Origin of the sequence: Roseobacter sp. (assembly GCF_045106495.1) — a bacterium.
Classification (GTDB): domain Bacteria; phylum Pseudomonadota; class Alphaproteobacteria; order Rhodobacterales; family Rhodobacteraceae; genus Roseobacter.
Window position 1 is genome coordinate 83,968 of record NZ_JBGCEQ010000017.1, and the last position, 20,503, is coordinate 104,470.

A 20,503-nucleotide genomic window follows, 5' to 3' on the forward strand; every position below is an offset into this window, starting at 1 on the left:
GTTTTTCGTGTGCTAATGATTGCGTGCCGGATACGAGGCGGGTTATGATCCTTTGCGATAGGTCCCGGGGCTTTTGCCATAAACGCGCTGAAATTCCGCGTAGAAATTGGAACGCGTCAGGAAACCAGCCGCTTCGCCAATGGCGCTGATCGGGTCCTTGGTGGTTTTCAGCAACGCCGCAGCTTCGGTCACGCGGAATCCATTGATGAACTGCGACACATTGCTGCCGGTCTGACGATTGACCGATGACGACAAGACACGGTCCGTGACGCCAATACGTCGCGCCAGTCGGGTTAAGGACAAATCGGGGTCGGTGAAAAGGCGGCTTTCTTCCAAAAAGGCGGCGGCTTGTGCAACCACCTCTGAACTTTGGTTCTCAAGACCTGTACTGGTTGCGACGGTGTCGTTAGGTGCTTTGGCTACCCAGACCGCGGCACCGGCAAACACCACAATCAAGACCAGAGATCCAATGGACAGCAGGCCGGAGACATTCTTCCCCGCGTTTCTGGCAAAATCCACGGCAATGACTGTGTCCATCACACAGGTCAAAGCCAGAAGACCCGCGCCGAGGATCATCAGCCGCCGCATCTTCGGTATGTGGACTACGGCCAATTGCGACAATCGGTCCGGGCCTCCGCGCCAAAGTTGCATGAGAAAGATCACATAGGCGGCGTAGCTGAGCCCAATCATCAAATCCAGCGCGATGCGCAATGGCGGGATAGCGGCAACAAGTGCAGTCAAAATAGCCGCCAGCCCCAAATGGTACATGGCCCACCTTCGCAGAACATCGGCGCGATCGGACAGAGCGACAAAGCCCAGATACAGTAACGGGCCGAGCCAAAATGGCAAAAGGCGCTGTAGGACCAGCACACCCTCCATCTGATAGGCAAAGCGCAACGCGACCAACACCGTTTCAACCATTATCAAGCAGGTAAGTGCGGCAAAGAAAAGCTTGGCGTTTTGGCTCAGCCATCCGCGTGACAGGACAAGCGCCAGCACCAAGGCGGCACATCCGGTCAGAAAAAGCGGCAGGGGTACGGAAATCACTGGTTTTCCTGGTCTTAATTGGCGCGCATTTGTCCTGAAACAGCTTTCAGGACAGCCCCTCCATTGCCTGAAAATGACAGGTGCCTCAAGTCTGGAGCATCACAAAACAAAGCAAAGGATGCTTTCCATGAAACGCTATGCCTCTCATCTTACCACCGCTTTGGGTTTCGCATTACTCGCGTTATCCCCGAGCTACGCGACAGCGCAAGACTACCGGCCCGCGGTGGCTGAGTTTCGTGCAGGCTATGCCACAGGAGATCGATCACTGGAGGGACATTTCTGGTATCCGACCCTGGCCGAAGGCGAAGAAGGATTGCTGCGCGGCAGTGCCGTTTGGCGTGACGTCACCGGCCATCTGGATGCGCGCATCGCGCCGGGTGTGTTTCCTGTGGTCCTGATTTCACATGGCATGTACGGGAACTCTCTCAATCAGGCTTGGCTGGCCAAAATGCTGGCATCCGAGGGGATAATCTCGATCATGCCGAACCACCCGGGCACAACCAGTTTTGGCCGCGATCCGGAACAAGCACGGCAATTGTGGCTGCGCGCAACCGATCTCAGTGTCAGCTTTGATGCGCTTTTGACGGACCCGCGGGTCGCCGATCACATGGACCCAACACGGGTGGCGGCGGCAGGGCATTCACTGGGAGGCTATACTGTGATGGCCGCTGCCGGTGCCCGTCACGATGTGGCGCATTTCGAAACAAGCTGCGAAGGCGCACCGGAGCGAGCAGATTGTCAGGCGCTGGACATGTGGAAAGTTGGGCACAGTCCAGACGATCTGGAAGATTTGCAAAGCGACAGGTCGGATCCGCGCATTCGCACAGTGATCCCGTTGGATTTGGGCGGCACCCAAACCTTTAGCCCCTCAAGCTTGCAGGAAATCGAGATGCCGGTGTTGGTGCTGGGGGCAGGGCGGCAGGATATGTTGGATCAATCTGTGGAGTCGCGGGCGCTGGCTGAGGCGCTGCCCGCACAATCTGTCACCCACTTTGAAATTGAAGACGCCGGCCACTTTGATTTTATGGGCGTCTGTGTCGAAGGTGGGTATGACATTCTCAAACGCGAAGAACCGGGTGACGAAATCGTTTGCGTCCAAGGTATGGAGGCACGCGATAGCCAGCACGCGCAGATATTCGAACTGATTATGGCGCATCTGCAAAAGACAGGCGTTGTGTCCGCGCACTAACGCAGGTGGTCAAGTTTTGGCGGCCGGGCATTGTTGTGGATAAGTGTCATGCCGCCGTTACCAAACTGCATTAACCAAACTGCGACATGTTGTGGCTATTGAAGGGCTTGTAAGATGCAAACCACGAGATATAGTCATCTCATCGGTGAGGAAGGCTCGCCGGACCGGACGCGGAACGGCAGAGGGCGCGAGTAAAGATGGACGGCGATTTCAGAACGGATTTTACCCGCAACCCGGCTTGCTTGAGGCACAGACCTGCATTGGTCCTGAACGCCGACTATCGCCCGTTGAGTTACTACCCATTGTCGCTCTGGCCCTGGCAGGAAGCGGTCAAGGCCGCCTGGCTCGACAGGGTGGACATCGTAGCAGAGTATAACGATATCGTCCGAAGCCCGAGTACGGAAATCAGGATCCCGTCGGTGGTTGTTCTGAAAGACTATGTAAAACCTCAAAAGCGCGTGGCCTTCACGCGCTTTAATTTGTTTTTGAGGGACGAATTCAAATGTCAGTATTGCGGTGCCAAGGGTGAGCTTACTTTCGATCATGTTGTACCCCGTGCCAGCGGCGGTGTGACAAGCTGGCAAAATGTGGTTGCAGCCTGCAGTCCATGCAACTTGAAAAAAGGGTCAAAACCGCTGCACCGGACGGGCATGCACCTTCGCAAACCACCACGTCAACCGGGGGCCGAAGAGTTGCGCAACATGGGACGTAAATTTCCGCCCAATCACCTGCATGACAGTTGGATGGACTTTCTGTATTGGGATGCCGAACTGGAAGCGTGAGATAGGGTTTACGTCATTTCTGACTTTAGTGTCACCTTTCGGGCTTGAACGCACACACCACCCCGCCATCTATTGCCATGAACCAAGGCAGGACACACATGGGCGCGTTTTCTTATCAACCTTTGTCGTCTGCGCACGCAGAAGCCTGGCAAGAGCTCAGACTGGAGGGTACGCATGACTTCCCACTTGGGTTTTTGACGACCCTCGAGGAAGCCGCCGCGGCAAGCCACGAAATTTGCTGTGCCATCTTGGATGGTGAGGGGCTAAGAGGTGTTTTCGAAGAGCAAAAGCTTGTCGGGTTTTGTGGATACAGGCCTGGGAAGTTATCGCGAATAGAACATCGTGGCACAATAGGGCCCTTTTTTGTTACTCGGGCCTGTCAGGGAAAAGGCGCGGCGCGTGTCTTGATGCAGGGCGTCATCAACGAAGCCAGAGAAAGCGGTCTCGCTCAGCTGGAACTCTATGTCGACACGGAAAATCATCGGGCGATCGCCTTTTATGAAAAGAGTGGATTCAAACGTGTCGCTACGCATCCAGACAGTCTCAGAATCGATGGGCAGTCGCGGGATGATCATTTTTATGTTCTGCGATTACACGATTAGCGCACTTTCGAACTGTGCTTCTAAAGCACCTATTGTTAAGGTCGGTGGTATGGATTGTTGGTCCAGTTTGCCACAGCAGGATGTTGCTATCAGGCGGCCAAATCAACCCATACCGGCACGTGATCTGACGGTTTGTCGCGGCCACGCACGTCCTTGTCGATGGCGCAATCCGTGAGCATGTCCGCGGCTTGAGGGCAAAGCAGCAGGTGATCAATGCGTATGCCGTTGTTTCGGTTCCAGGCGCCTGCTTGATAATCCCAAAAACTAAAGTGCCCCGGACCTTGCGTACGCGCCCGAAAAGCGTCGGTCAGACCGAGATTGACTAGTTTGCGGAATGCGGTGCGGCTTTCAAGGCGGAACAGAGCATCCTCGCGCCAACCATCCGGTTTTGCGGCGTCTTCGGCTTGTGGGATGATGTTGTAGTCTCCGGCCATCAAAAACGGTGTTTCTTCGGCCAGCAATTGCCGCGCACGGGCCAAAAGTCGCTCCATCCAGTCGAGTTTATAGTCATATTTTGGTCCGGGGGCCGGATTGCCGTTCGGCAGATAGAGCCCGCAAATCCGGATAGGATGGTTGTCCCCGATTACTGTGGCTTCGATCCATCTGGCCTGTACATCACTGTCGTCGCCCGGCAGCCCACATGTGATGTCTTCCAAGGGAAGCGTTGACAGAATTGCGACGCCGTTGAAGCTCTTCTGACCATGAGTTTCTACGTTGTAACCGCGCTCTTCAAAGATTTCGGACGGAAAATTCTCGTCCACAGATTTGATTTCCTGCAATATAGCGACATCTGGCCTGGCTTCATCCAACCAGTCGGGCAGGGCATTGATGCGCGCCTTGATCCCGTTGATATTGAACGTGGCAATTTTCATGCGGGTGCTCCTCGTGCCGATGCGCCAAGCTATCGCCCGACCCAGGCATCGGCGCAAGGGTTTTTGCGTCGAAACGATACGCTTGAGCATGGTCAGAAAAAGCGTGATTCTCGTTAAGTGTTAACGCAGAAACCATTTATAAAGTTAATATCCACAGATTTATCCACTGTGGATAAAAAAAAATTAACGAAGGTTACTAGGCCGAGTTTTGTGCGGATTGGGGGCAGTAGATCGGAATTTCCCTGTGGATAACCGATAGTTAACACATTCTTAACGAGAAAAAATATTGGAAAAACCCGTTAAACGAGCAAGCGTTAAAGGGCGAAACTTCATTTGAAAGGGATAAACTATGAAGACGAACGCATTGATCGCCACACCTGCAACAGAAGAGTTTTTCGGCACGGAAAACGATCTTCACACAGGCTCAGGAACCGAACTATTCACCACAAGTATGGGCCCCGTGTCCAGCGATATGTTGAGTGGAGCAGGCACGGAACTCTTTACCACATCCATGTCGCCGAGCGCGGACACGATGGTCGGTCAGGAAACAGGTCAGTTTACCACAAGCATGGTATCTGGCCGCGATACGCTGTCCGGCGATGTCACAGGACTTTTCACAACTTCAATGTAACCGAATGCTTTGATCGGAAGCGGACGCAACCCCGCGTGGCTTCCGACACCAAGCCATGTGCGGCAGGCTCACAGGACAAAGGAAGAACCCCCATGTCTAACGTCGTTTCTTTGGGTCTGCCGCGCAGACCAGGTCTGGCCGATCGCCAGGCACTGTTGATTGATAATTTTGCTCGAAACAGACGCGCTACGGATGACGTTTTCTGGCTGAAAGAAAACGCCGAAATTCTGAACATTCTGGCAACCAGCGGTGCACTTTTGAACGAAGGCGCCCTGGCGCCCTATGACCTCGTTTATGCGGGGCTTGAGGAGAGGCTGAAGTTTTTCCCACAATACTATAGGTTTTTACTTTCGATCTGTCTGGATCTCGAAGATCTGAGTGTCGGCAGCAGTAAAGGGACAGCCCTATGCCACTGGGCGTCGCAGATGGGCTTGGCGGATTCGGAGTTATCCGATCTGCAGCGCGCCGAAGCGCTTCGACTGTTGAACCGACGCGGGATAACATGCGAGGACACCGCATTGAAAGACCGTCTACACAGGTTTATAAATCGCTCGGAAACCTTTGTTTTACCAAATAAAAAGGCGGCATACGAGCTGACCCATATCGTGTTTTACCTGTCCGATTATGGCGTGATCAACCCGCAACTTGATGAGGCGGCCATAGCCAGCTTGGAATATGTTGGCTTGCTTGCCTATCTTGATCAGGACGTCGACTTGTTGGCAGAGGTTTGCGTGGCACTTCGCTTTGCCGGTGGCACAGTCAGTGCCATATGGGAAGATTGGATTGCTCGAGAAATGAATGGCTTCGTTCTGCAAGCCTCGAATACGGGGCGCCACGATGCCTATCACGAATATCTGGTGACTTCCTGGTGGGCGATGTTTGCAGAACAACGCAGTTTCCCTGGCGTGGCCAGCGAAAACGGACTGCATGTAACCCGTCATGCGACGCGCAAGGGACCCTTGCGTGCGATGTCTGAGTACATGTTTCACCTTGGCCCGGCACGTAACGGTGATTGGGAGGCCATGCGGCAGAAAATGACTGATGCTGTGGGTGCCGAAGGAGTTGACATCCTGACCGGGGCTGAGAAGTCGTGCCAAAGGTTTGGCGCGTTCTTTGAAGGGTTTGCAAGAATAGATTAGTATAATATAATCATTATACTACAGGTCAAACTTAATTCTACATCGAGAAAGACGTACCACAACCGCAGGAACTGGACGCGTTTGGATTGTCGATCACAAACCGTGCTCCAATTAACTCTTCTGTGAAATCGATTGTGGCGCCTCCCAAAAACGGCAGGGACACTGCGTCCACGACGACCTTTTGCCCTGACCCTTCGAGAACCAGGTCATCCGCGCGCGGGTCGTCCAAGACGATTTCGTAGTGAAAGCCAGAACATCCGCCACCTTCCACAGCGACACGCAAGGCCTTGCCCTCTGTTGCAGCACCGATTTCGGCCAGCCGGTCAAAGGCACGGGGCGTTACTATGGGCGGAAGTTGCATATGCGTGCTCCGTCAAACGGTTTCATTAAGTCTTACTGTGCAATATAGAAACTCTCAGCACAGGCCACAAGGACCAGCCATAGATGACGGCCATATATGCCTCGCATTCGACGCAAGCCAGGGGACGGCTGGTGCCGGAGGAAGAAAGCACCTTTCGATCTTGTTTTCAGCGTGATCGCGACAGGATTATCCACGCCAGCGCCTTTCGCAGGCTCAAGCACAAGACCCAGGTCTTTATTGAGCATGAAGGCGACTATTACCGCACGCGATTGACCCATTCGATTGAGGTGGCACAGGTTGCACGCACCATCGCCGGGGCATTGCATCTGAACCCTGAACTGACCGAGGCCGTGGCTTTGGCACATGATCTGGGACACACACCGTTTGGCCATACGGGTGAAGATGCCTTATCTGCGCTAATGAAGCCCTATGGCGGGTTTGATCACAACGCGCAGGCCATTCGCATCGTCACAGACCTGGAACGCCACTACGCGGCTTTTGACGGATTGAATCTCACCTGGGAAACGCTGGAAGGGCTGGCCAAGCACAATGGTCCGGTCACAGGCGTGGTCCCCTGGGCGCTGGAAGAATACAATAGCCAGCATGACCTCGAACTGAACACTTTTGCGAGCGCAGAAGCACAGGTGGCGGCCATCGCGGATGATGTCGCTTATAATCACCATGACCTGCATGACGGTCTGCGGGCAGAACTGTTCTCAACCGATGAACTTGCCGCTTTGCCGATTTTGAACGCCTGCTTCGAAGAGGTCGATGAAATCTATCCCGGCCTCAATTACTACCGTCGGCGCCACGAGGCGTTGCGCCGGTTTTTTGGTGTGCTGGTCGAGGATGTCATCCACTTCGCGCAGGCGCGGCTGATGGAACTGCAACCTCAATCGGTGGAGGACATCCGCAGCGCTGGCAAGACAATCATACGATTTTCCGACGACGTATTTTCCGATTTGAAGGTAATCCGGTCTTTTCTGTTTGTTCGGATGTACCGCGCACCCAGTGTGATCGAGATGCGGGCACAAGTCACTCAGGTAGTGAATGAACTTTTTCCGCATTTCATGTCACATCCCGAACAATTGCCCAAGCAGTGGCGCAAGGATGTGCAGGCGGCTGATGGCGAAACCGCTTTGGCGCGCATCGTATCTGACTACATATCCGGGATGACGGATCGGTTCGCTTTGCAAGAGCATGAACGCTTGCTAGCCTGAAACGGATGCGTCCGTGCCGGTTCATTCTGGGTCTGAACAGCAAATCCAGCGGCGCATTCCGGGCAGGATCGCGCCGAAAACCCCGTGGCATTTGTAATGAAGACCAGAAGTCGCGCAACATGCGATGCCACGACGAGCGGCAATCGGGCCAAGTTTTGGACGACTTTACAAATGATAAACGTGTCTATCTAGGTGGCACGGCGTTGCGCGGTTGACCCGATCTTTGGGCGTGATACACCGCGCAGAACTTCTGGTAGGGACCTAAAATGAACCTTTTCGCCGATATCCGCGCGCTTGTACTGGACCAATTGCAGGATATGACCGCCGCCGGGCATTTGCCGGAAGGATTGGCGATGTCGAACGTCACCGTTGAGCCGCCGCGCGATGCGGCTCATGGCGATATGGCCACCAATGCGGCAATGGTTCTTGCAAAACCAGCTGGAATGAAGCCACGCGATATCGCGGAAAGGCTTGCAACACTGCTGGTCGAGGATGACCGGATCACCAGCGCCGATGTGGCAGGACCCGGGTTCTTGAACCTTCGGCTTGCCGCGCCCGTGTGGCAGGGTGTCGTCTTGGCGGTTCTGTGCCATGACACCAACTTTGGCCGGGCCTCGCTGGGGCAGGGGAAAAAGGTCAATGTGGAGTATGTCTCGGCTAACCCGACCGGGCCTCTGCACGTAGGGCACACGCGCGGGGCGGTGTTTGGCGATGCCTTGGCATCCCTGCTGGATTTTGCCGGCTACGATGTGACGCGGGAGTATTATATCAATGATGGTGGGGCACAGGTCGATGTGCTCGCCCGCTCGGTGTACCTTCGGTATCTTGAGGCGCATGGGCAGGATGTTGCTTTCCCGGACGGCACATATCCGGGCGACTATCTAGTTGCTGTTGGCGAAGCGCTGAAAGACAAGGTGGGCGATGCCTATCTGGACAAGGGTGAGCAGTTCTGGCTCGAGTATGTGCGCGCCTATGCGACCGACGCGATGATGGATTTGATCCGCGCGGATCTCAAAGCGCTTGGTGTCGAAATGGATGTGTTTTACTCCGAAAAATCTCTCTATGGCACAGGCCGGATCGAAGCGGCGATCGATGACCTGCGCGACAAGGGCTTAATTTACGAAGGTGTTCTGGAACCACCAAAAGGCAAGAAGCCGGAGGACTGGGAACCAAGAGAACAGACACTCTTTGCCTCTACCCAACATGGAGACGATGTGGATCGCCCTGTGCAGAAATCCGATGGCAACTGGACTTATTTCGCCCCGGACATTGCCTATCACTTTGACAAGGTCAGCCGGGGCTATGACGCGTTGATCGATGTTTTCGGAGCAGATCATGGCGGGTACGTCAAACGGATGAAAGCGGCGGTGTCCGCTCTGTCGGACGGGCAGGTGCCGCTTGATATTAAGCTGACGCAACTTGTGAAGCTTTTCAAGAATGGTGAGCCTTTCAAGATGTCCAAGCGGGCCGGGACTTTTGTGACCCTGCGTGATGTGGTCGATCAGGTCGGGTCGGATGTGACACGATTTGTCATGCTGACGCGGAAAAACGACGCGATGCTGGATTTTGATTTCGACAAGGTGATGGAGCAGACGCGGGAAAACCCGGTGTTCTACGTGCAATATGCCCATGCGCGGGTGGCTTCGGTGATGCGCAAGGCCACCGAGGCCGGCATACCGGTCGATGACGCGACCTTGCAGGCCGCTGACCTGAGCTTGTTGGATCACGCGGCGGAATTGGGGCTCGCGGCCAAGCTGGCAGAGTGGCCAAGGCTTGTCGAAACGGCAGCGCGCAGCAATGAACCACACCGGATTGCCTTCTACCTTTATGAATTGGCGGGCACCTTCCATGCGCTCTGGAACAAGGGCAATGAGGTGCCATCGCTGCGCTTTGTGCAGGATGACCCAAAAGTCACAGCGGCGAAAATCGCGCTGGCGCGGGCTACAAGCGTTGTAATTGCAGCCGGTCTTGGTATTCTTGGCGTCACACCGGCGCAGGAAATGCGGTAGCAAATCGCACCCTCCGCCAGAGCAGACGAACCCAAGACAGACCACCCGGGCATGTATTCAGGTGGCAGCGAGGCGAAGATGGCGGATATTCAGTTCTCCCATGGCATGGGAGCATACGGGCGTGCACCTGAAGACCAACAAGACGACGAAACATCATCTGGTTCCTTGAGCATGATGACAAATCTGGCCGGTGCGATTGTGTCGCTGGCGTTGATCGCGGGCATTGGCGTCTGGGGATACAAACTGATGGTGCGCGATGTTAGCGGAATCCCGGTTGTGCGGGCCGCAGAGGGTGAGATGCGCGTGCGTCCCGAGGTCCCGGGCGGGCAGGTGGCGCGTCATCAGGGTCTGGCTGTGAATGAAGTGGCTGCAGAAGGTGAGGCCGCAGGCCCCGTTGAACAGGTCGTGCTGGCCCCTCAAGATGCCGAGTTGTTGCCAGAGGATCAGCCCATCAGCACTGCGTCCGTAGACCCGATTATACCGCCTGAGCCCTTGCCGCCGGCCTCGGAGTTTGTGCAAGGCCGCGTGGACACCAGCGTGGCCGACAACCTGCAAAGTGGCGCGATTGACGCCGTTGTTGCAGAGCTGACCGCTAATGTGGCGCCGCTTGCCGATAGTGCTGAAGCATCCGATGACAGTGCGATTGTCGAGAAACCCGATGACGTAACAGTTTACCCCCAACGGATGGTCCATCGCCCGAAGCTGCGCCCAGATAACCTGGCCTCCCTTCAGGCCGCTGCCTATACGGGTCCAGCCAAAACTGCGGAAGTGGATGCCGCGGCCATTCCTCCCGGTACCCGTCTGGCCCAATTGGGCGCATTTGACAGCGCAGATGTTGCGCGGGCGGAATGGGAGCGTCTGGACGCGCGTTTCGGGGATTACCTCGACGACAAATCGCGTGTGGTTCAACAGGCCCAGTCGGGTGGACGCACATTTTACCGTTTGCGCGCCATGGGCTTTGTTGATCTGGCAGATGCGCGTCGGTTTTGCTCTGCCTTCAAGGCTGAAGGCGTGGATTGCATCCCTGTCGCCACGAAATGACAGGCTTTGGAGCCACCATATTGGATGCGGATGGGCTCAGCCTGACAAATGACGAACGCGCATTCTTTCGCGACGCCAATCCATTTGGTTTCATACTATTTTCCCGCAACATCGATACACCTGATCAGGTGCGACGGTTGTGCGGTGAGATGCGGGAGGCGGTAGGTCGTGAAGCGCCCATCACAATCGATCAAGAAGGCGGCCGCGTGCAACGCCTGCGGGCACCGCACTGGACCGAGTGGCAGCCACCGCTCGATTTCGTCATGGCAGCGGGCGCGCGGGCCAAACAGGCGATGTACTTGCGTTATCGATTGATCGCGGCCGAACTGAAAGACCTTGGGATTGACAGTAATTGCGCGCCGATGGTCGATCTGGCGGGACCAAAAACCCATGAGTTCTTGCGCAACCGCTGTTACGGCTCCGACCCAACGGAGGTCGCAGAATTAGGGCGCGCGGTGGCCGAAGGGTTGCTGGCAGGGGGCGTATTGCCGGTTCTCAAACATATTCCAGGCCACGGGCGTGCGACGCTCGACAGCCACCTCGACCTGCCACATGTGGACGCCGATCATACCGCGTTGTCGACGCGGGATTTCGCTCCCTTTGCCGCTCTCGCGGATGTGCCCATGGGGATGACCGCGCATCTGGTGTATGAAGCGCTTGATGATCGGCCTGCCACGCTCTCGCCCAAGGTTATGGATCTGATCCGCAAAGAGATCGGATACGACAATTTGATTATGACCGATGATATCAGCATGAAGGCGTTAAAGGGATCGTTGACTGATATCACCCGTAACGCTCTGGCGGCCGGTTGTGACGTGATCCTTTACTGCAATGGCCCACTGGCGGATCGGCGCAGGGTGGCGGAGGCTGCAGGAACCATGACGCCTGCGGCACAGATCCGCGCCGAGCACGCGTTATCCATGCGGAAACCCCCGGACGATATTGACATTAACGCCGCACGCGCCCAGCTTGAGACGCTATTGAACGGGGCGTAAATCGATATGGGTCATGGCTGAAGTCCCCTTTGAAGAAGACAGACCATCGGTCTCGGATCGGCTCGCTGCCGAGGCGCTGATCGTGGATGTCGACGGGTTTGAAGGCCCGCTTGATTTGCTGTTGACCATGAGCCGCACTCAAAAGGTTGATCTGCGCAAAATCTCAGTACTGGCGCTTGCAAAGCAATACCTCGCTTTTGTGGAGCAGGCGAAGGCGCTCAGGCTGGAATTGGCGGCAGATTATCTGGTGATGGCGGCCTGGTTGGCATTTCTGAAGTCGCGGCTGCTGCTACCGCCGGATCCAAAAGAGGATGGTCCTTCGGGCGAAGAGCTTGCCGCCCACCTGGCGTTTCAACTGGAGCGGTTGCAAGCCATGCGTGATGCAGCGGCACGGCTCATGGGGCGGGATCGTTTGGGGCGCGATTTCTTTGCGCGTGGTCAGACACATGAGGTCACCCGGATTCGAAAAGTGAAATACACCGCCACGTTGCTGGATCTGATGCAAGGTTATGCGCGTATTCGCACGCGGGATGAATTTCGCCCCTTCGTCATGGACCGTGATGCGGTATTTACCATGGAACAGGCTCTGGAACGCATGCGCGGTTTGATTGGTTTTGCTGGAGATTGGACCGATATTTCCAGCTACTTACCAGAAGGTTGGGAGGCCGATCCGGTGCGCAGGCGCTCGGCCACGGCGGCAACCTTCGCGGCGTCGCTTGAGCTTGTGAAAGAAGGTCATCTGGAGATCCGTCAATCGGAATCATTCGCGCCCCTGCAGCTGCGCAAGAGGGATACCCCACAGTGAGCGAAGACGCATCCGAACTGACCGAAGAGAGCCTCTTTGAAGCCCCGCCCATGGGCGAGCAGGAACGCATGGTTGAAGCAATTCTGTTTGCCACGGCGGAACCCATATCACTGCGCGAACTGTCAGCCCGAATGCCGCATGGCTCTGATCCGGCTGAGGCTTTGGTGCATCTGCGAAAACGCTACGAAGGGCGGGGTGTGAATCTTTGTAAGATAGGGGATGCCTGGGCTCTGCGCACGGCGCCGGATCTTGGCTTTCTGATGCAGCGCGAAACAGTTGAAACGCGCAAACTATCCCGTGCCGCCGTCGAAACTCTGGCCATCATCGCCTATCATCAGCCGGTGACCCGAGCAGAAATTGAGGAAATCCGGGGTGTGTCCGTCAGCCGGGGTACGGTTGACCAGTTGCTGGAAATGGAGTGGGTTCGGTTTGGTCGGCGCAAGCTGACACCGGGCCGACCGGTGACATTTGTGGTGACGCAAGAGTTTCTGGATCACTTCGGCCTGGAGAATGCGCGCGATCTGCCGGGCTTGAAAGAGTTGCGCGCAGCGGGATTGTTAGAGAACCGTCCGCCGCCGGGCCTGGGTGTTCCAGGGCCGCGGGAGGAGGATGAAGAAGAAACCGTTGAGGGGCAGAGCGAGCTTTTCGAAGACGACTGACACTTGCCTCAAAATTGCCCCTTTGTTTTGCTAACTTTGCGCCAGAGAATAAGCAATGAGGGCTTGGCATGGATCAGATTCTGCGCATGATTTTCCAAATGGTTACGCGCCGTATGGTGCATAAAGCCATATCGACCGGTATGGATAAAGCGGTTTCCATGGGCCGCCAGCGTGGCCAATCACCTGTGGCGCGCCCCTCGAGACGGACCAAATAGCCAACAAGCCATCGGAAAGCCTCATTGCGCAATATGCGCGCCCGATTCGATTTTTTAGCCAGATTTGAAGTGTTTGCTCAGCTTCAGGCCTTGCCCCTGGTAGTTGGACGCGATGCCTGCACCGTAAAGCTGTGTCGGCACTTCCGTCATATGTTCATAGACCAGCCGCCCGACGACCTGACCATGTTCCAGAACAAAAGGGGCCTCATGGCACCGAACTTCCAGAACGCCACGTGACCCGGCACCGCCTGCTGCATCAAAACCAAACCCGGGATCAAAAAAACCAGCGTAATGCACCCGGAACTCACCAACCATGGCCAGAAAGGGCGCCATTTCTGCGGCGTAGCCGGGCGGGATCGTTACGGCTTCGCGACTAACCAGAATATAGAACGCACCGGGGTCGAGAATGATCTGGCCATTGCTGCTGTGGACCTCTTCCCAGTAGTCTTCGGGCGGGTAGTGGTTGATCAGGTCGAGATCAATCACACCGGTATGCGGCTTTGCACGGTACCCTACCAGCGTCGTGTCCGGCAGGCGCAGATCCACCGAAAACCCCAGACCGTCATCGATGACCGCGCTGCCATCGACAAGCGGTGTTTCTGCGTGAAGGGCGCGCAGAGTATCATCGTCCAGAACGGCTTGGCCGCTGCCAAAACGGATCTGGTTCAACCGCATCCCTGGCCGAACGAGCACAGAGAAGGAACGTGGGCAGATCTCGGCATAAAGTGGTCCGCAATAGCCGGGTGCAACACGGTCGAATTCTGTGCCGCCATCCGTAATGGTGCGTGTCAGCAGGTCCAACCGACCGGTTGAACTTTTGGCATTGGCGACAGCCTGAACACCTTCGGGCAGGGCGAGCGATTCCATGAGGGGCACCACATAGACGCAGCCCTTTTCCAGAACGGCCCCGTCGGTAAGATCGACCCGGTGCATCTCAAATTCCCGCAACCGATCCGACACCCGCTCGCCGTGTCCGGCCAGAAACGACGCGCGCACACGGTAGGCCATTGTGCCTAGACGCAGATCGAGACTGGCGGGTTGAATTTGTGCTTCCGTGATGCGGCGCGTCGAAGCGATTTGATCTTCAGCGATCATTTGCGCGATGTCTTGGTTCGGCAGCACGCCGTTCATGATGCTTCTCCAGGACATGCAAGAGCCCGCGCATGGGCTGCGCGGACGCTTGGAAATTGTCGGATGTTGGTCGGGCTAGCAGGACTCGAACCTGCGACCTTCCGTCCCCCAGACGGACGCGCTACCAGGCTGCGCCATAGCCCGACATGACGCGCTTCATACCCGATCTGAGGCCCGAGGCAAGAGAGAAGTGCCATGCCTCAGTCTTTGTGGACGTCTTTGCGCGGGCTGGCCATGCTGGCGCGCAAACGGATCAACTGGGCAAGCAGGGGTTTGATGGCATCTTGTTCGCCGGGCCCCAATTTTTTCATACCGGTTACCGCCGACAAGGCAGAGGGTTTGGCCGGAATATCTGCCTCTGCCGGAGGCAAAGCCACATCCACCACAAGCGGTTTCGGCGCTACGGCCTCTTCAATAGATGGATCGGCATCCTCAGCTGCTGTCTCAAGAACATCTTCTTGCGGCGGTTCGGCTTCGATGCTGTCGACCGTATCTGCTGAACTCATCTCGTCTGAGGCCTCAGCTTCAATCGGTCCTGAAGCGGGTGCGTCGGATGTGGCGGAAGCTTCGGTCACGGGTTCGGGTACGGGAACCGAGCGGGGGCGCCGGACGAAACTAGGTATTGCGTCGGGCTGTGGTTCCGCTTCGGCGTCGGCCGGCGGGGTTTCGTTTTCGCTATCAATGACCGGATCGACCGGCGCAGGTTCATCGATATCCAGCGTCGCTTGTGCCTGCGTGTCAGACTCAGTCGTCAACTCCTCTTCCATTGCCGGTTCATCCGACGGAGCCGCTTCGATCGGGCCAACTGCTTCTGTCGCTTCCGGTGCATCTTCAACGGGTTCAGCCGCAACAGTCTCGACATCTGGTTCAGCGGGAATTGCTGCCGCTTCTGGTGCTACCAAAGTCGTTTCGACCGGTTGCGCGGTTTCAATTGCTGCTGATGCTTCTTGACCAGCGTCTGTCGCGACGGGTTCATCTGCTGCTTCGGCAAGACCTTCTGGTTCAACTGGTGGTTCAACCTCAGCGGCCTGAACTTGCGCCACTACTTCGTTTGATTCCGTCGATGCGTCTGCGGCGTCTGTTGCAATAGGCGCTACGTCTGCCTCTACAGGAACTTCCGTCGCTTCCGGAACAACTGCTGGCGTTTCAGGTACTTCAACCACTTCGGTCGTGTCATCAACACCATCAGACATGGCCGATGCATTCGCTACGTTTTCAAGCGATTGCCCCGTCTCGGTCGTCTCTGAAGTCTCGGGTTCCGAGGCGGCTGGCACGGCGTCAGAAACAACAAGATCATCTTGCGAGCCCAGTGTTTCGGTTACCTCTTCGTCCAGGGCTTCGCTCTCATCTGCCGTGACTTCCAATTCGGTCAGGGCTTCCAGTATCGCCGCATCCTGTGCATCAGCGGTGGCGCCAGAATTATTACTTTCGATGACGGCCATGGTGAGATCGTCAAGCGCTTGAGATTGGTCTGCCACATGGCTAACACCTTTCTCCCGCAGTATTTTTTGTACGCCTTTGATGGTCAGCCCATCATCATGCAGCAGCTTTTTTATCCCGCCTAACAACAACATATCCGCCGGGCGGTAGTATCGCCGCCCGCCGGCGCGCTTGACAGGTTTGACATGGGTAAATTTGCTTTCCCAAAAACGCAGGACATGCGCCTGCAATCCCAGCCAATCGGCGACTTCCGAGATTGTGCGAAAAGCGTCAGGTGACTTTGGCATCAGTTCAGGACTTGTTCCCATCCGCAACGCGATCTTTCATCAGATGCGAGGGGCGAAATGTCAAAACACGCCGAGGGTTAATTGGAACTTCTTCACCGGTTTTAGGGTTCCGGCCGATGCGGGCGGACTTGTCTCTTACCGAAAACGTGCCAAACGAGGATATCTTGACTTGCTCGCCACGCACCAAGGCATCGGAAAGATGCTCAAGGACTGATTCAACGAGTTGCGCGCTTTCGTTACGCGACAATCCGACTTCGCGAAACACGGCCTCGCTCAAATCCATACGCGTCAAAGTCTTTTCGGCCATGCCATCCCCCTCTTAATTTTAAACAACCATAGGGGAGAGCGATTTTAAGAGTCAATATCAATGGCTTGGCGGAAGGTGTTTGAGCAACATTAATGCGCTACCAGCGCAGAACAACCGCTCCCCATGCCAATCCACCGCCAATTGCTTCTGTAACAAGCAGGTCGCCTTCCTTGATTTGCCCTCGCTCGCGGCCCACGGAGAGGGCCAAGGGAATCGATGCGGCTGAGGTGTTGCCATGATCCTGTACAGTCACGACAACGTTGTCCATTGACAGGCCTAGCTTTTTTGCCGTGCCTTGAATAATGCGAATGTTTGCCTGATGCGGCACGATCCAATCCACATCTTGCGGCGAAACACCCGCGCGCTCCATGGCCTTTTGAGCTGTAGATGCCAATTTCTCTACTGCATGGCGAAACACCTGATTTCCCTGCATCCGCAAGTAACCGGTGGTCCCTGTTGAGACGCCGCCATCGACATACAGCAGGTCCTTGTGCCGTCCATCAGAATTGAGGTCAGTCGACAAGATGCCACGGTCCTGCGGTGTGCCCTTGCCGGGTTGCGCTTCGAGAATCAATGCCCCGGCGCCATCTCCAAAAAGCACGCAGGTGGACCGATCCGACCAATCCATGATCCTGCTGAATGTCTCTGCTCCGATCACCAGAACCCGTTTGGCCTGGCCCGACAAGATCATCGCGTTGGCATTGCTTAGAGCATAGATGAACCCTGCGCATACCGCCTGAACATCAAAAGCAAATCCGGTTTCCATGCCCAAGTCCGCCTGAACCATGGTGGCCACCGACGGGAAGGTCAGATCTGCAGTTGATGTTGCGACAATGATGGCATCGATGTCAGCGGGCGCCAAAGACGCATCGGTGAGAGCGGCGCGCGCGGCAGCGCTCGCCATAGTTGATGTGGTTTCATCCTTGGCAGCGAAATGGCGACGTTGAATACCGGACCGGGAGCGAATCCAGGCATCATTGGTATCCAGGCTGTCTTCAAATTCCGAATTTGGAACAACACGTTCCGGCAGATAGTGGCCAACACCTTTGACGACGGCGCGCAGGGTCATGCTTCTTTCTCCTCTGCGGGCAGTCCGGCAACACGGGCGGCCAGTTTATCTGTAAATTTGATGTCGGCCAGTTGGGCCGCAAGCTTTAGCGCAGCCGACACACCGGTTGCATCCGCCGAACCATGCGATTTCACTACCGTGCCATTGAGACCAAGAAACACTCCGCCATTCACGCGGCGTGGGTCGATCTTCTTTTTCAGGCGGTTGAGGGATGTGAACGCTAGCAGTGACGCCAACCGTGACAAGGGAGAGAACTTAAAGGCTTCGCGCAGCCGGTCACCAATCAGGCTTGCCGTGCCTTCGCCCGTTTTGATCGCTACATTGCCGGTAAAACCGTCTGTCACGATAACATCGCAGACATCGCCCGGGATATCGCCGCCTTCGACAAATCCGACGAATTCGAAACCTGCAACGTCACGCTGATCGCGAATCAGTTCATAGGCCTCTTTGAGTTCCGGACGACCTTTGTGCTCTTCGGTGCCGACATTTAAGAGCCCCACACGGGGGCGCGGCAAATCCAGACCGTTTCGAGCGTAGGACATGCCCATCAACGCATAGCGCAGCAGATCTTCCGCTTCGGCTTTTATATCCGCGCCGACATCCAGCATCACATTGAAGCCTTGCGGGTTTGACGAAGGGTAAAGAACTGCAATCGCAGGCCGGTTTACGCCGGGCAGTTTGCGCAACCGGATCATCGACAAGGCCATCAGCGCACCGGTGTTGCCGCAGGAAACGGCCACGGTTGCAGAGCCTTCCCGCACCGCTTCGATAGCGGACCACATACTTGTGTCTTTGCCGTTGCGCACAATGTGGCTGGGCTTGTCGTCCATGGAAACCACGCTTGCCGCGTCTCGGATCTCTACACGACCTGCTAAAGCGCGCTTACGGTCTACCAGTGGGGTCAGCTGCGCTTTCGGCCCATGCAGGATGAATTGAATGTCGGGGTTTTTGCGCGCGGATACATCGCAGCCCGCAACAACAGCTGCGGGGCCTTCATCCCCGCCCATAGCATCTACGGATAGAATGATGCGCCTGGCGTTCGCGGGTGCCTGATCGGTCTGCGCCGTCATGTGCCACTGCTCCCCAAACCTTTGCCCCTTGCTGTGTAAGGGACAGGTTTAGGCCGCGTCGTCTTCCAGATCAATCTCTTCTGTCAGTGCAACGATCTCTTTGTCGTCATAATGGCCACAGGCGGCGCAAACGTGGTGGGGGCGTTTGAGTTCACCACAGTTGGTGCACTCGTTGGGGTTTGCCGCAACCAGAGAATCATGCGCACGACGGTTGTTGCGACGCGATTTGGAGACTTTGTTCTGCTGAACAGCCATTGTCTTGGGCCTTTTGTCTTTCGGGGCCAGTCGCGCAATCGGGCGCGGAGCCGTGTTTCTATTTTTTTCCCAGAGATCGGGTGTGACGTGCGTTTAGGCCCAAGCCTGCGTCTTGTCCAATCCTAATTGGATGAGCGGCGCAAAATACTCGGAAAAAAAGTCAATGCAAGGCGTTTTTTGAAGGCCATTTTTCGCAAAAAAGCCGCGCCCAAGTCAGTCTTTGCCTGGCTCGGGGTCGGACAGTTGATTCTTGAGGGCAGCCAGACCAGCAAAGGGTCGTGCATCTTCGTCACGCATTGGGCTGACACCGGGTTCAGCGAACACGCTTTCCCCCAATGCGGCACCTTCGCTGCGCGGATAGAGCGGCAATGCCAATACCAGCGCCTCAAGCATGATCTGTTCGGGATCGATCCAGTCCCCCAACGGCTCAACGGTATCATCTTCCGGCATTTCGACATCTGGGGCGTCTTCTTCCACGTACCCGCTCAGAAACATTCGGTTAACTGGTTCATCAATGCGAGTGGACACGGGATCAAGTGTAACACCGCAGGGCTGAACGACTGTCGCACCCAGCTTGCCAGTCAATCGCCAATCCTTACTGCCCTCTGCCAAGATCCGGCCTGAAAACGAAAGCTTGCGCAACCCCAGAAGTTCCAGATCCTGTGCCATCGTCTTCAACGCCGACGCGTCCGGGCGCAGCGAAAAACGCGTCTCGGTGTTTTGTTTTAGCGTGGCCACGCGGAATGCGTGTGGACTGGGCGGTGTTTGCTGGGACATCTGTCGCTTTCGTTTCTTGAACCCAAGGCGGTGCATGGTGTAAGCGGGATAAAAGCCACAACGCGCAAGGGCAAGAGGGCAGAGTTTATGAGTTTGGCGAATGCAGTGTTAAAAATCGCACCCTGTTGTGTGCGACGTGGCATTGCGGTTCTGTTTTGCCTGACCCTTGTCGGCTGCGGCGGACAATACCGAGACCACGGTTATGTCCCTCCACCCGAAGATTTGGAACAGATCGTGGTTGGAATTGATACCCGCTCAACCGTCGAAGAAACGCTGGGCTCGGCATCGGCGCAATCAGTTGCCGATGAGAGCAGTATTTATTTTGTGCGCAGCCGTGTCCGCACCTTCGCCATGCTCGCGCCGGAAGTGGTCGAACGTGAAGTCGTTGCGATCAGCTTTGATTCTGGCGGAATTGTCGCCAATGTCGAAAAATTTGGTCTTGAAAAAGGTCAGGTCGTTCCCTTGGCCCGTCGCGTGACCAGCTCCGGCGTTTCGGACAAATCGTTCCTGCGTCAACTGTTGGGCAACATTGGTCGCTTCACGCCGGGCAGTGCATCGATTGATGGCTGATTTTTTCCGTCGTTGTCGGAAACCGCATGA

The 20,503-nt window shown here is 56.0% G+C and carries 23 protein-coding genes and 1 tRNA gene; 13 read left to right on the forward strand and 11 right to left on the reverse strand.

Features of this window, described 5'->3' with window-relative positions:
- Nucleotides 1–42: 42 nt before the first annotated feature.
- Nucleotides 43–1,047 (reverse strand): helix-turn-helix domain-containing protein, encoded by a 1,005-nt coding sequence (locus AB8B75_RS12375; RefSeq protein ID WP_405362630.1) that lies wholly within the window; start codon nt 1,045–1,047, stop codon nt 43–45.
- A gap of 127 nt (nt 1,048–1,174) precedes the next feature.
- Between AB8B75_RS12375 and AB8B75_RS12380 the strand changes: the two genes are divergently transcribed.
- The 3 genes from AB8B75_RS12380 (at nt 1,175) to AB8B75_RS12390 (ending at nt 3,620) form a co-directional block, all read left to right on the forward strand.
- Nucleotides 1,175–2,236 (forward strand): alpha/beta hydrolase family protein, encoded by a 1,062-nt coding sequence (locus tag AB8B75_RS12380; protein WP_405362631.1) that lies wholly within the window; start codon nt 1,175–1,177, stop codon nt 2,234–2,236.
- Nucleotides 2,237–2,433: 197 nt separating this feature from the next.
- On the forward strand, nt 2,434–3,018 hold the full coding sequence (locus AB8B75_RS12385) for an HNH endonuclease (RefSeq protein ID WP_405362633.1): 585 nt from the start codon (nt 2,434–2,436) through the stop codon (nt 3,016–3,018).
- Between the two features lie 98 nt (nt 3,019–3,116).
- Nucleotides 3,117–3,620: a GNAT family N-acetyltransferase gene (locus AB8B75_RS12390; RefSeq protein WP_405362635.1), complete on the forward strand. Its 504-nt coding sequence runs from the start codon at nt 3,117–3,119 to the stop codon at nt 3,618–3,620.
- Nucleotides 3,621–3,709: 89 nt separating this feature from the next.
- Here the strand turns inward: AB8B75_RS12390 and xth are convergent, their stop codons facing one another.
- Nucleotides 3,710–4,492 carry an exodeoxyribonuclease III gene (xth, locus tag AB8B75_RS12395; protein ID WP_405362637.1) on the reverse strand — a complete coding sequence of 261 codons (783 nt, stop codon included), beginning with the start codon at nt 4,490–4,492 and terminating at the stop codon, nt 3,710–3,712.
- Between the two features lie 349 nt (nt 4,493–4,841).
- Between xth and AB8B75_RS12400 the strand changes: the two genes are divergently transcribed.
- Both AB8B75_RS12400 and AB8B75_RS12405 read left to right on the forward strand, forming a co-directional pair.
- Nucleotides 4,842–5,123: a hypothetical protein gene (locus AB8B75_RS12400; protein WP_405362638.1), complete on the forward strand. Its 282-nt coding sequence runs from the start codon at nt 4,842–4,844 to the stop codon at nt 5,121–5,123.
- Between the two features lie 92 nt (nt 5,124–5,215).
- The gene (locus AB8B75_RS12405; RefSeq protein ID WP_405362640.1) at nt 5,216–6,262 is read left to right on the forward strand and encodes a DUF6902 family protein; all 1,047 of its coding nucleotides are present in this window, start codon (nt 5,216–5,218) and stop codon (nt 6,260–6,262) included.
- A gap of 37 nt (nt 6,263–6,299) precedes the next feature.
- On the opposite strand, the gene AB8B75_RS12410 is transcribed toward AB8B75_RS12405, so the two are convergent.
- Entirely contained in the window at nt 6,300–6,623 is a 324-nt protein-coding gene (locus tag AB8B75_RS12410) for a HesB/IscA family protein (protein WP_405362642.1), read from the reverse strand.
- 83 nt (nt 6,624–6,706) lie between these two features.
- Here AB8B75_RS12410 and AB8B75_RS12415 point away from each other — a divergent pair, with 83 nt between their 5' ends.
- The 7 genes from AB8B75_RS12415 to AB8B75_RS12445 all read left to right on the forward strand — a co-directional run bounded on the left by AB8B75_RS12415 (nt 6,707) and on the right by AB8B75_RS12445 (nt 13,567).
- On the forward strand, nt 6,707–7,843 hold the full coding sequence (locus AB8B75_RS12415) for a deoxyguanosinetriphosphate triphosphohydrolase (protein WP_405362644.1): 1,137 nt from the start codon (nt 6,707–6,709) through the stop codon (nt 7,841–7,843).
- A gap of 266 nt (nt 7,844–8,109) precedes the next feature.
- Nucleotides 8,110–9,852, forward strand: a complete 1,743-nt coding sequence (gene argS / locus AB8B75_RS12420) for an arginine--tRNA ligase (RefSeq protein ID WP_405362646.1) — start codon at nt 8,110–8,112, stop codon at nt 9,850–9,852.
- 78 nt (nt 9,853–9,930) lie between these two features.
- Entirely contained in the window at nt 9,931–10,893 is a 963-nt protein-coding gene (locus tag AB8B75_RS12425; RefSeq protein ID WP_405362648.1) for an SPOR domain-containing protein, read from the forward strand.
- Complete coding sequence (nagZ, locus tag AB8B75_RS12430; RefSeq protein WP_405362649.1) at nt 10,890–11,888, forward strand: beta-N-acetylhexosaminidase; 999 nt, start codon at nt 10,890–10,892, stop codon at nt 11,886–11,888. The genes AB8B75_RS12425 and nagZ overlap by 4 nt, the downstream gene beginning before the upstream one ends.
- 13 nt (nt 11,889–11,901) lie before the next feature.
- Entirely contained in the window at nt 11,902–12,693 is a 792-nt protein-coding gene (locus AB8B75_RS12435; protein ID WP_405362651.1) for a segregation and condensation protein A, read from the forward strand.
- Between the two features lie 50 nt (nt 12,694–12,743).
- Nucleotides 12,744–13,352 (forward strand): SMC-Scp complex subunit ScpB, encoded by a 609-nt coding sequence (scpB, locus tag AB8B75_RS12440; protein WP_405362723.1) that lies wholly within the window; start codon nt 12,744–12,746, stop codon nt 13,350–13,352.
- Nucleotides 13,353–13,420: 68 nt separating this feature from the next.
- The gene (locus tag AB8B75_RS12445) at nt 13,421–13,567 is read left to right on the forward strand and encodes a hypothetical protein (protein ID WP_405362653.1); all 147 of its coding nucleotides are present in this window, start codon (nt 13,421–13,423) and stop codon (nt 13,565–13,567) included.
- Between the two features lie 54 nt (nt 13,568–13,621).
- Here AB8B75_RS12445 and AB8B75_RS12450 read toward each other — a convergent pair whose 3' ends face one another.
- The 8 genes from AB8B75_RS12450 to AB8B75_RS12485 all read right to left on the reverse strand — a co-directional run bounded on the left by AB8B75_RS12450 (nt 13,622) and on the right by AB8B75_RS12485 (nt 19,903).
- Nucleotides 13,622–14,698, reverse strand: coding sequence for a 2'-deoxycytidine 5'-triphosphate deaminase (locus AB8B75_RS12450; protein ID WP_405362654.1), 1,077 nt, complete (start codon nt 14,696–14,698; stop codon nt 13,622–13,624).
- Between the two features lie 67 nt (nt 14,699–14,765).
- A tRNA-Pro gene (locus AB8B75_RS12455) sits at nt 14,766–14,842 on the reverse strand.
- 56 nt (nt 14,843–14,898) lie between these two features.
- Nucleotides 14,899–16,425, reverse strand: a complete 1,527-nt coding sequence (locus tag AB8B75_RS12460; RefSeq protein WP_405362655.1) for a MerR family transcriptional regulator — start codon at nt 16,423–16,425, stop codon at nt 14,899–14,901.
- 4 nt (nt 16,426–16,429) lie between these two features.
- Entirely contained in the window at nt 16,430–16,732 is a 303-nt protein-coding gene (ihfA, locus tag AB8B75_RS12465; RefSeq protein ID WP_159979738.1) for an integration host factor subunit alpha, read from the reverse strand.
- A gap of 97 nt (nt 16,733–16,829) precedes the next feature.
- A complete protein-coding gene (locus AB8B75_RS12470; RefSeq protein WP_405362656.1) occupies nt 16,830–17,801 on the reverse strand; it encodes a beta-ketoacyl-ACP synthase III in 972 nt (323 codons plus the stop codon).
- The gene (gene plsX / locus AB8B75_RS12475; protein ID WP_405362658.1) at nt 17,798–18,871 is read right to left on the reverse strand and encodes a phosphate acyltransferase PlsX; all 1,074 of its coding nucleotides are present in this window, start codon (nt 18,869–18,871) and stop codon (nt 17,798–17,800) included. Before plsX ends, AB8B75_RS12470 begins: the two co-directional genes overlap by 4 nt.
- A gap of 48 nt (nt 18,872–18,919) precedes the next feature.
- On the reverse strand, nt 18,920–19,126 hold the full coding sequence (gene rpmF, locus AB8B75_RS12480) for a 50S ribosomal protein L32 (protein ID WP_187431692.1): 207 nt from the start codon (nt 19,124–19,126) through the stop codon (nt 18,920–18,922).
- Between the two features lie 213 nt (nt 19,127–19,339).
- Nucleotides 19,340–19,903: a YceD family protein gene (locus AB8B75_RS12485; RefSeq protein WP_405362659.1), complete on the reverse strand. Its 564-nt coding sequence runs from the start codon at nt 19,901–19,903 to the stop codon at nt 19,340–19,342.
- A gap of 87 nt (nt 19,904–19,990) precedes the next feature.
- Between AB8B75_RS12485 and AB8B75_RS12490 the strand changes: the two genes are divergently transcribed.
- On the forward strand, nt 19,991–20,473 hold the full coding sequence (locus AB8B75_RS12490) for an outer membrane protein assembly factor BamE (protein ID WP_405362660.1): 483 nt from the start codon (nt 19,991–19,993) through the stop codon (nt 20,471–20,473).
- Nucleotides 20,474–20,503 lie beyond the last annotated feature (30 nt).

What these genes read in the sequence shown, in the direction of transcription:
- AB8B75_RS12380 (WP_405362631.1), top strand. Translation starts at nt 1,175, where the DNA reads ATGAAACGCTATGCCTCTCATCTTACCACCGCTTTGGGTTTCGCATTA.
- AB8B75_RS12385 (WP_405362633.1), top strand. Translation starts at nt 2,434, where the DNA reads ATGGACGGCGATTTCAGAACGGATTTTACCCGCAACCCGGCTTGCTTG.
- AB8B75_RS12390 (WP_405362635.1), top strand. Translation starts at nt 3,117, where the DNA reads ATGGGCGCGTTTTCTTATCAACCTTTGTCGTCTGCGCACGCAGAAGCC.
- xth (WP_405362637.1), bottom strand. Translation starts at nt 4,492, where the DNA reads ATGAAAATTGCCACGTTCAATATCAACGGGATCAAGGCGCGCATCAAT.
- AB8B75_RS12400 (WP_405362638.1), top strand. Translation starts at nt 4,842, where the DNA reads ATGAAGACGAACGCATTGATCGCCACACCTGCAACAGAAGAGTTTTTC.
- AB8B75_RS12405 (WP_405362640.1), top strand. Translation starts at nt 5,216, where the DNA reads ATGTCTAACGTCGTTTCTTTGGGTCTGCCGCGCAGACCAGGTCTGGCC.
- AB8B75_RS12410 (WP_405362642.1), bottom strand. Translation starts at nt 6,623, where the DNA reads ATGCAACTTCCGCCCATAGTAACGCCCCGTGCCTTTGACCGGCTGGCC.
- AB8B75_RS12415 (WP_405362644.1), top strand. Translation starts at nt 6,707, where the DNA reads ATGACGGCCATATATGCCTCGCATTCGACGCAAGCCAGGGGACGGCTG.
- argS (WP_405362646.1), top strand. Translation starts at nt 8,110, where the DNA reads ATGAACCTTTTCGCCGATATCCGCGCGCTTGTACTGGACCAATTGCAG.
- AB8B75_RS12425 (WP_405362648.1), top strand. Translation starts at nt 9,931, where the DNA reads ATGGCGGATATTCAGTTCTCCCATGGCATGGGAGCATACGGGCGTGCA.
- nagZ (WP_405362649.1), top strand. Translation starts at nt 10,890, where the DNA reads ATGACAGGCTTTGGAGCCACCATATTGGATGCGGATGGGCTCAGCCTG.
- AB8B75_RS12435 (WP_405362651.1), top strand. Translation starts at nt 11,902, where the DNA reads ATGGCTGAAGTCCCCTTTGAAGAAGACAGACCATCGGTCTCGGATCGG.
- scpB (WP_405362723.1), top strand. Translation starts at nt 12,744, where the DNA reads ATGGGCGAGCAGGAACGCATGGTTGAAGCAATTCTGTTTGCCACGGCG.
- AB8B75_RS12445 (WP_405362653.1), top strand. Translation starts at nt 13,421, where the DNA reads ATGGATCAGATTCTGCGCATGATTTTCCAAATGGTTACGCGCCGTATG.
- AB8B75_RS12450 (WP_405362654.1), bottom strand. Translation starts at nt 14,698, where the DNA reads ATGAACGGCGTGCTGCCGAACCAAGACATCGCGCAAATGATCGCTGAA.
- AB8B75_RS12460 (WP_405362655.1), bottom strand. Translation starts at nt 16,425, where the DNA reads ATGCCAAAGTCACCTGACGCTTTTCGCACAATCTCGGAAGTCGCCGAT.
- ihfA (WP_159979738.1), bottom strand. Translation starts at nt 16,732, where the DNA reads ATGGCCGAAAAGACTTTGACGCGTATGGATTTGAGCGAGGCCGTGTTT.
- AB8B75_RS12470 (WP_405362656.1), bottom strand. Translation starts at nt 17,801, where the DNA reads ATGACCCTGCGCGCCGTCGTCAAAGGTGTTGGCCACTATCTGCCGGAA.
- plsX (WP_405362658.1), bottom strand. Translation starts at nt 18,871, where the DNA reads ATGACGGCGCAGACCGATCAGGCACCCGCGAACGCCAGGCGCATCATT.
- rpmF (WP_187431692.1), bottom strand. Translation starts at nt 19,126, where the DNA reads ATGGCTGTTCAGCAGAACAAAGTCTCCAAATCGCGTCGCAACAACCGT.
- AB8B75_RS12485 (WP_405362659.1), bottom strand. Translation starts at nt 19,903, where the DNA reads ATGTCCCAGCAAACACCGCCCAGTCCACACGCATTCCGCGTGGCCACG.
- AB8B75_RS12490 (WP_405362660.1), top strand. Translation starts at nt 19,991, where the DNA reads ATGAGTTTGGCGAATGCAGTGTTAAAAATCGCACCCTGTTGTGTGCGA.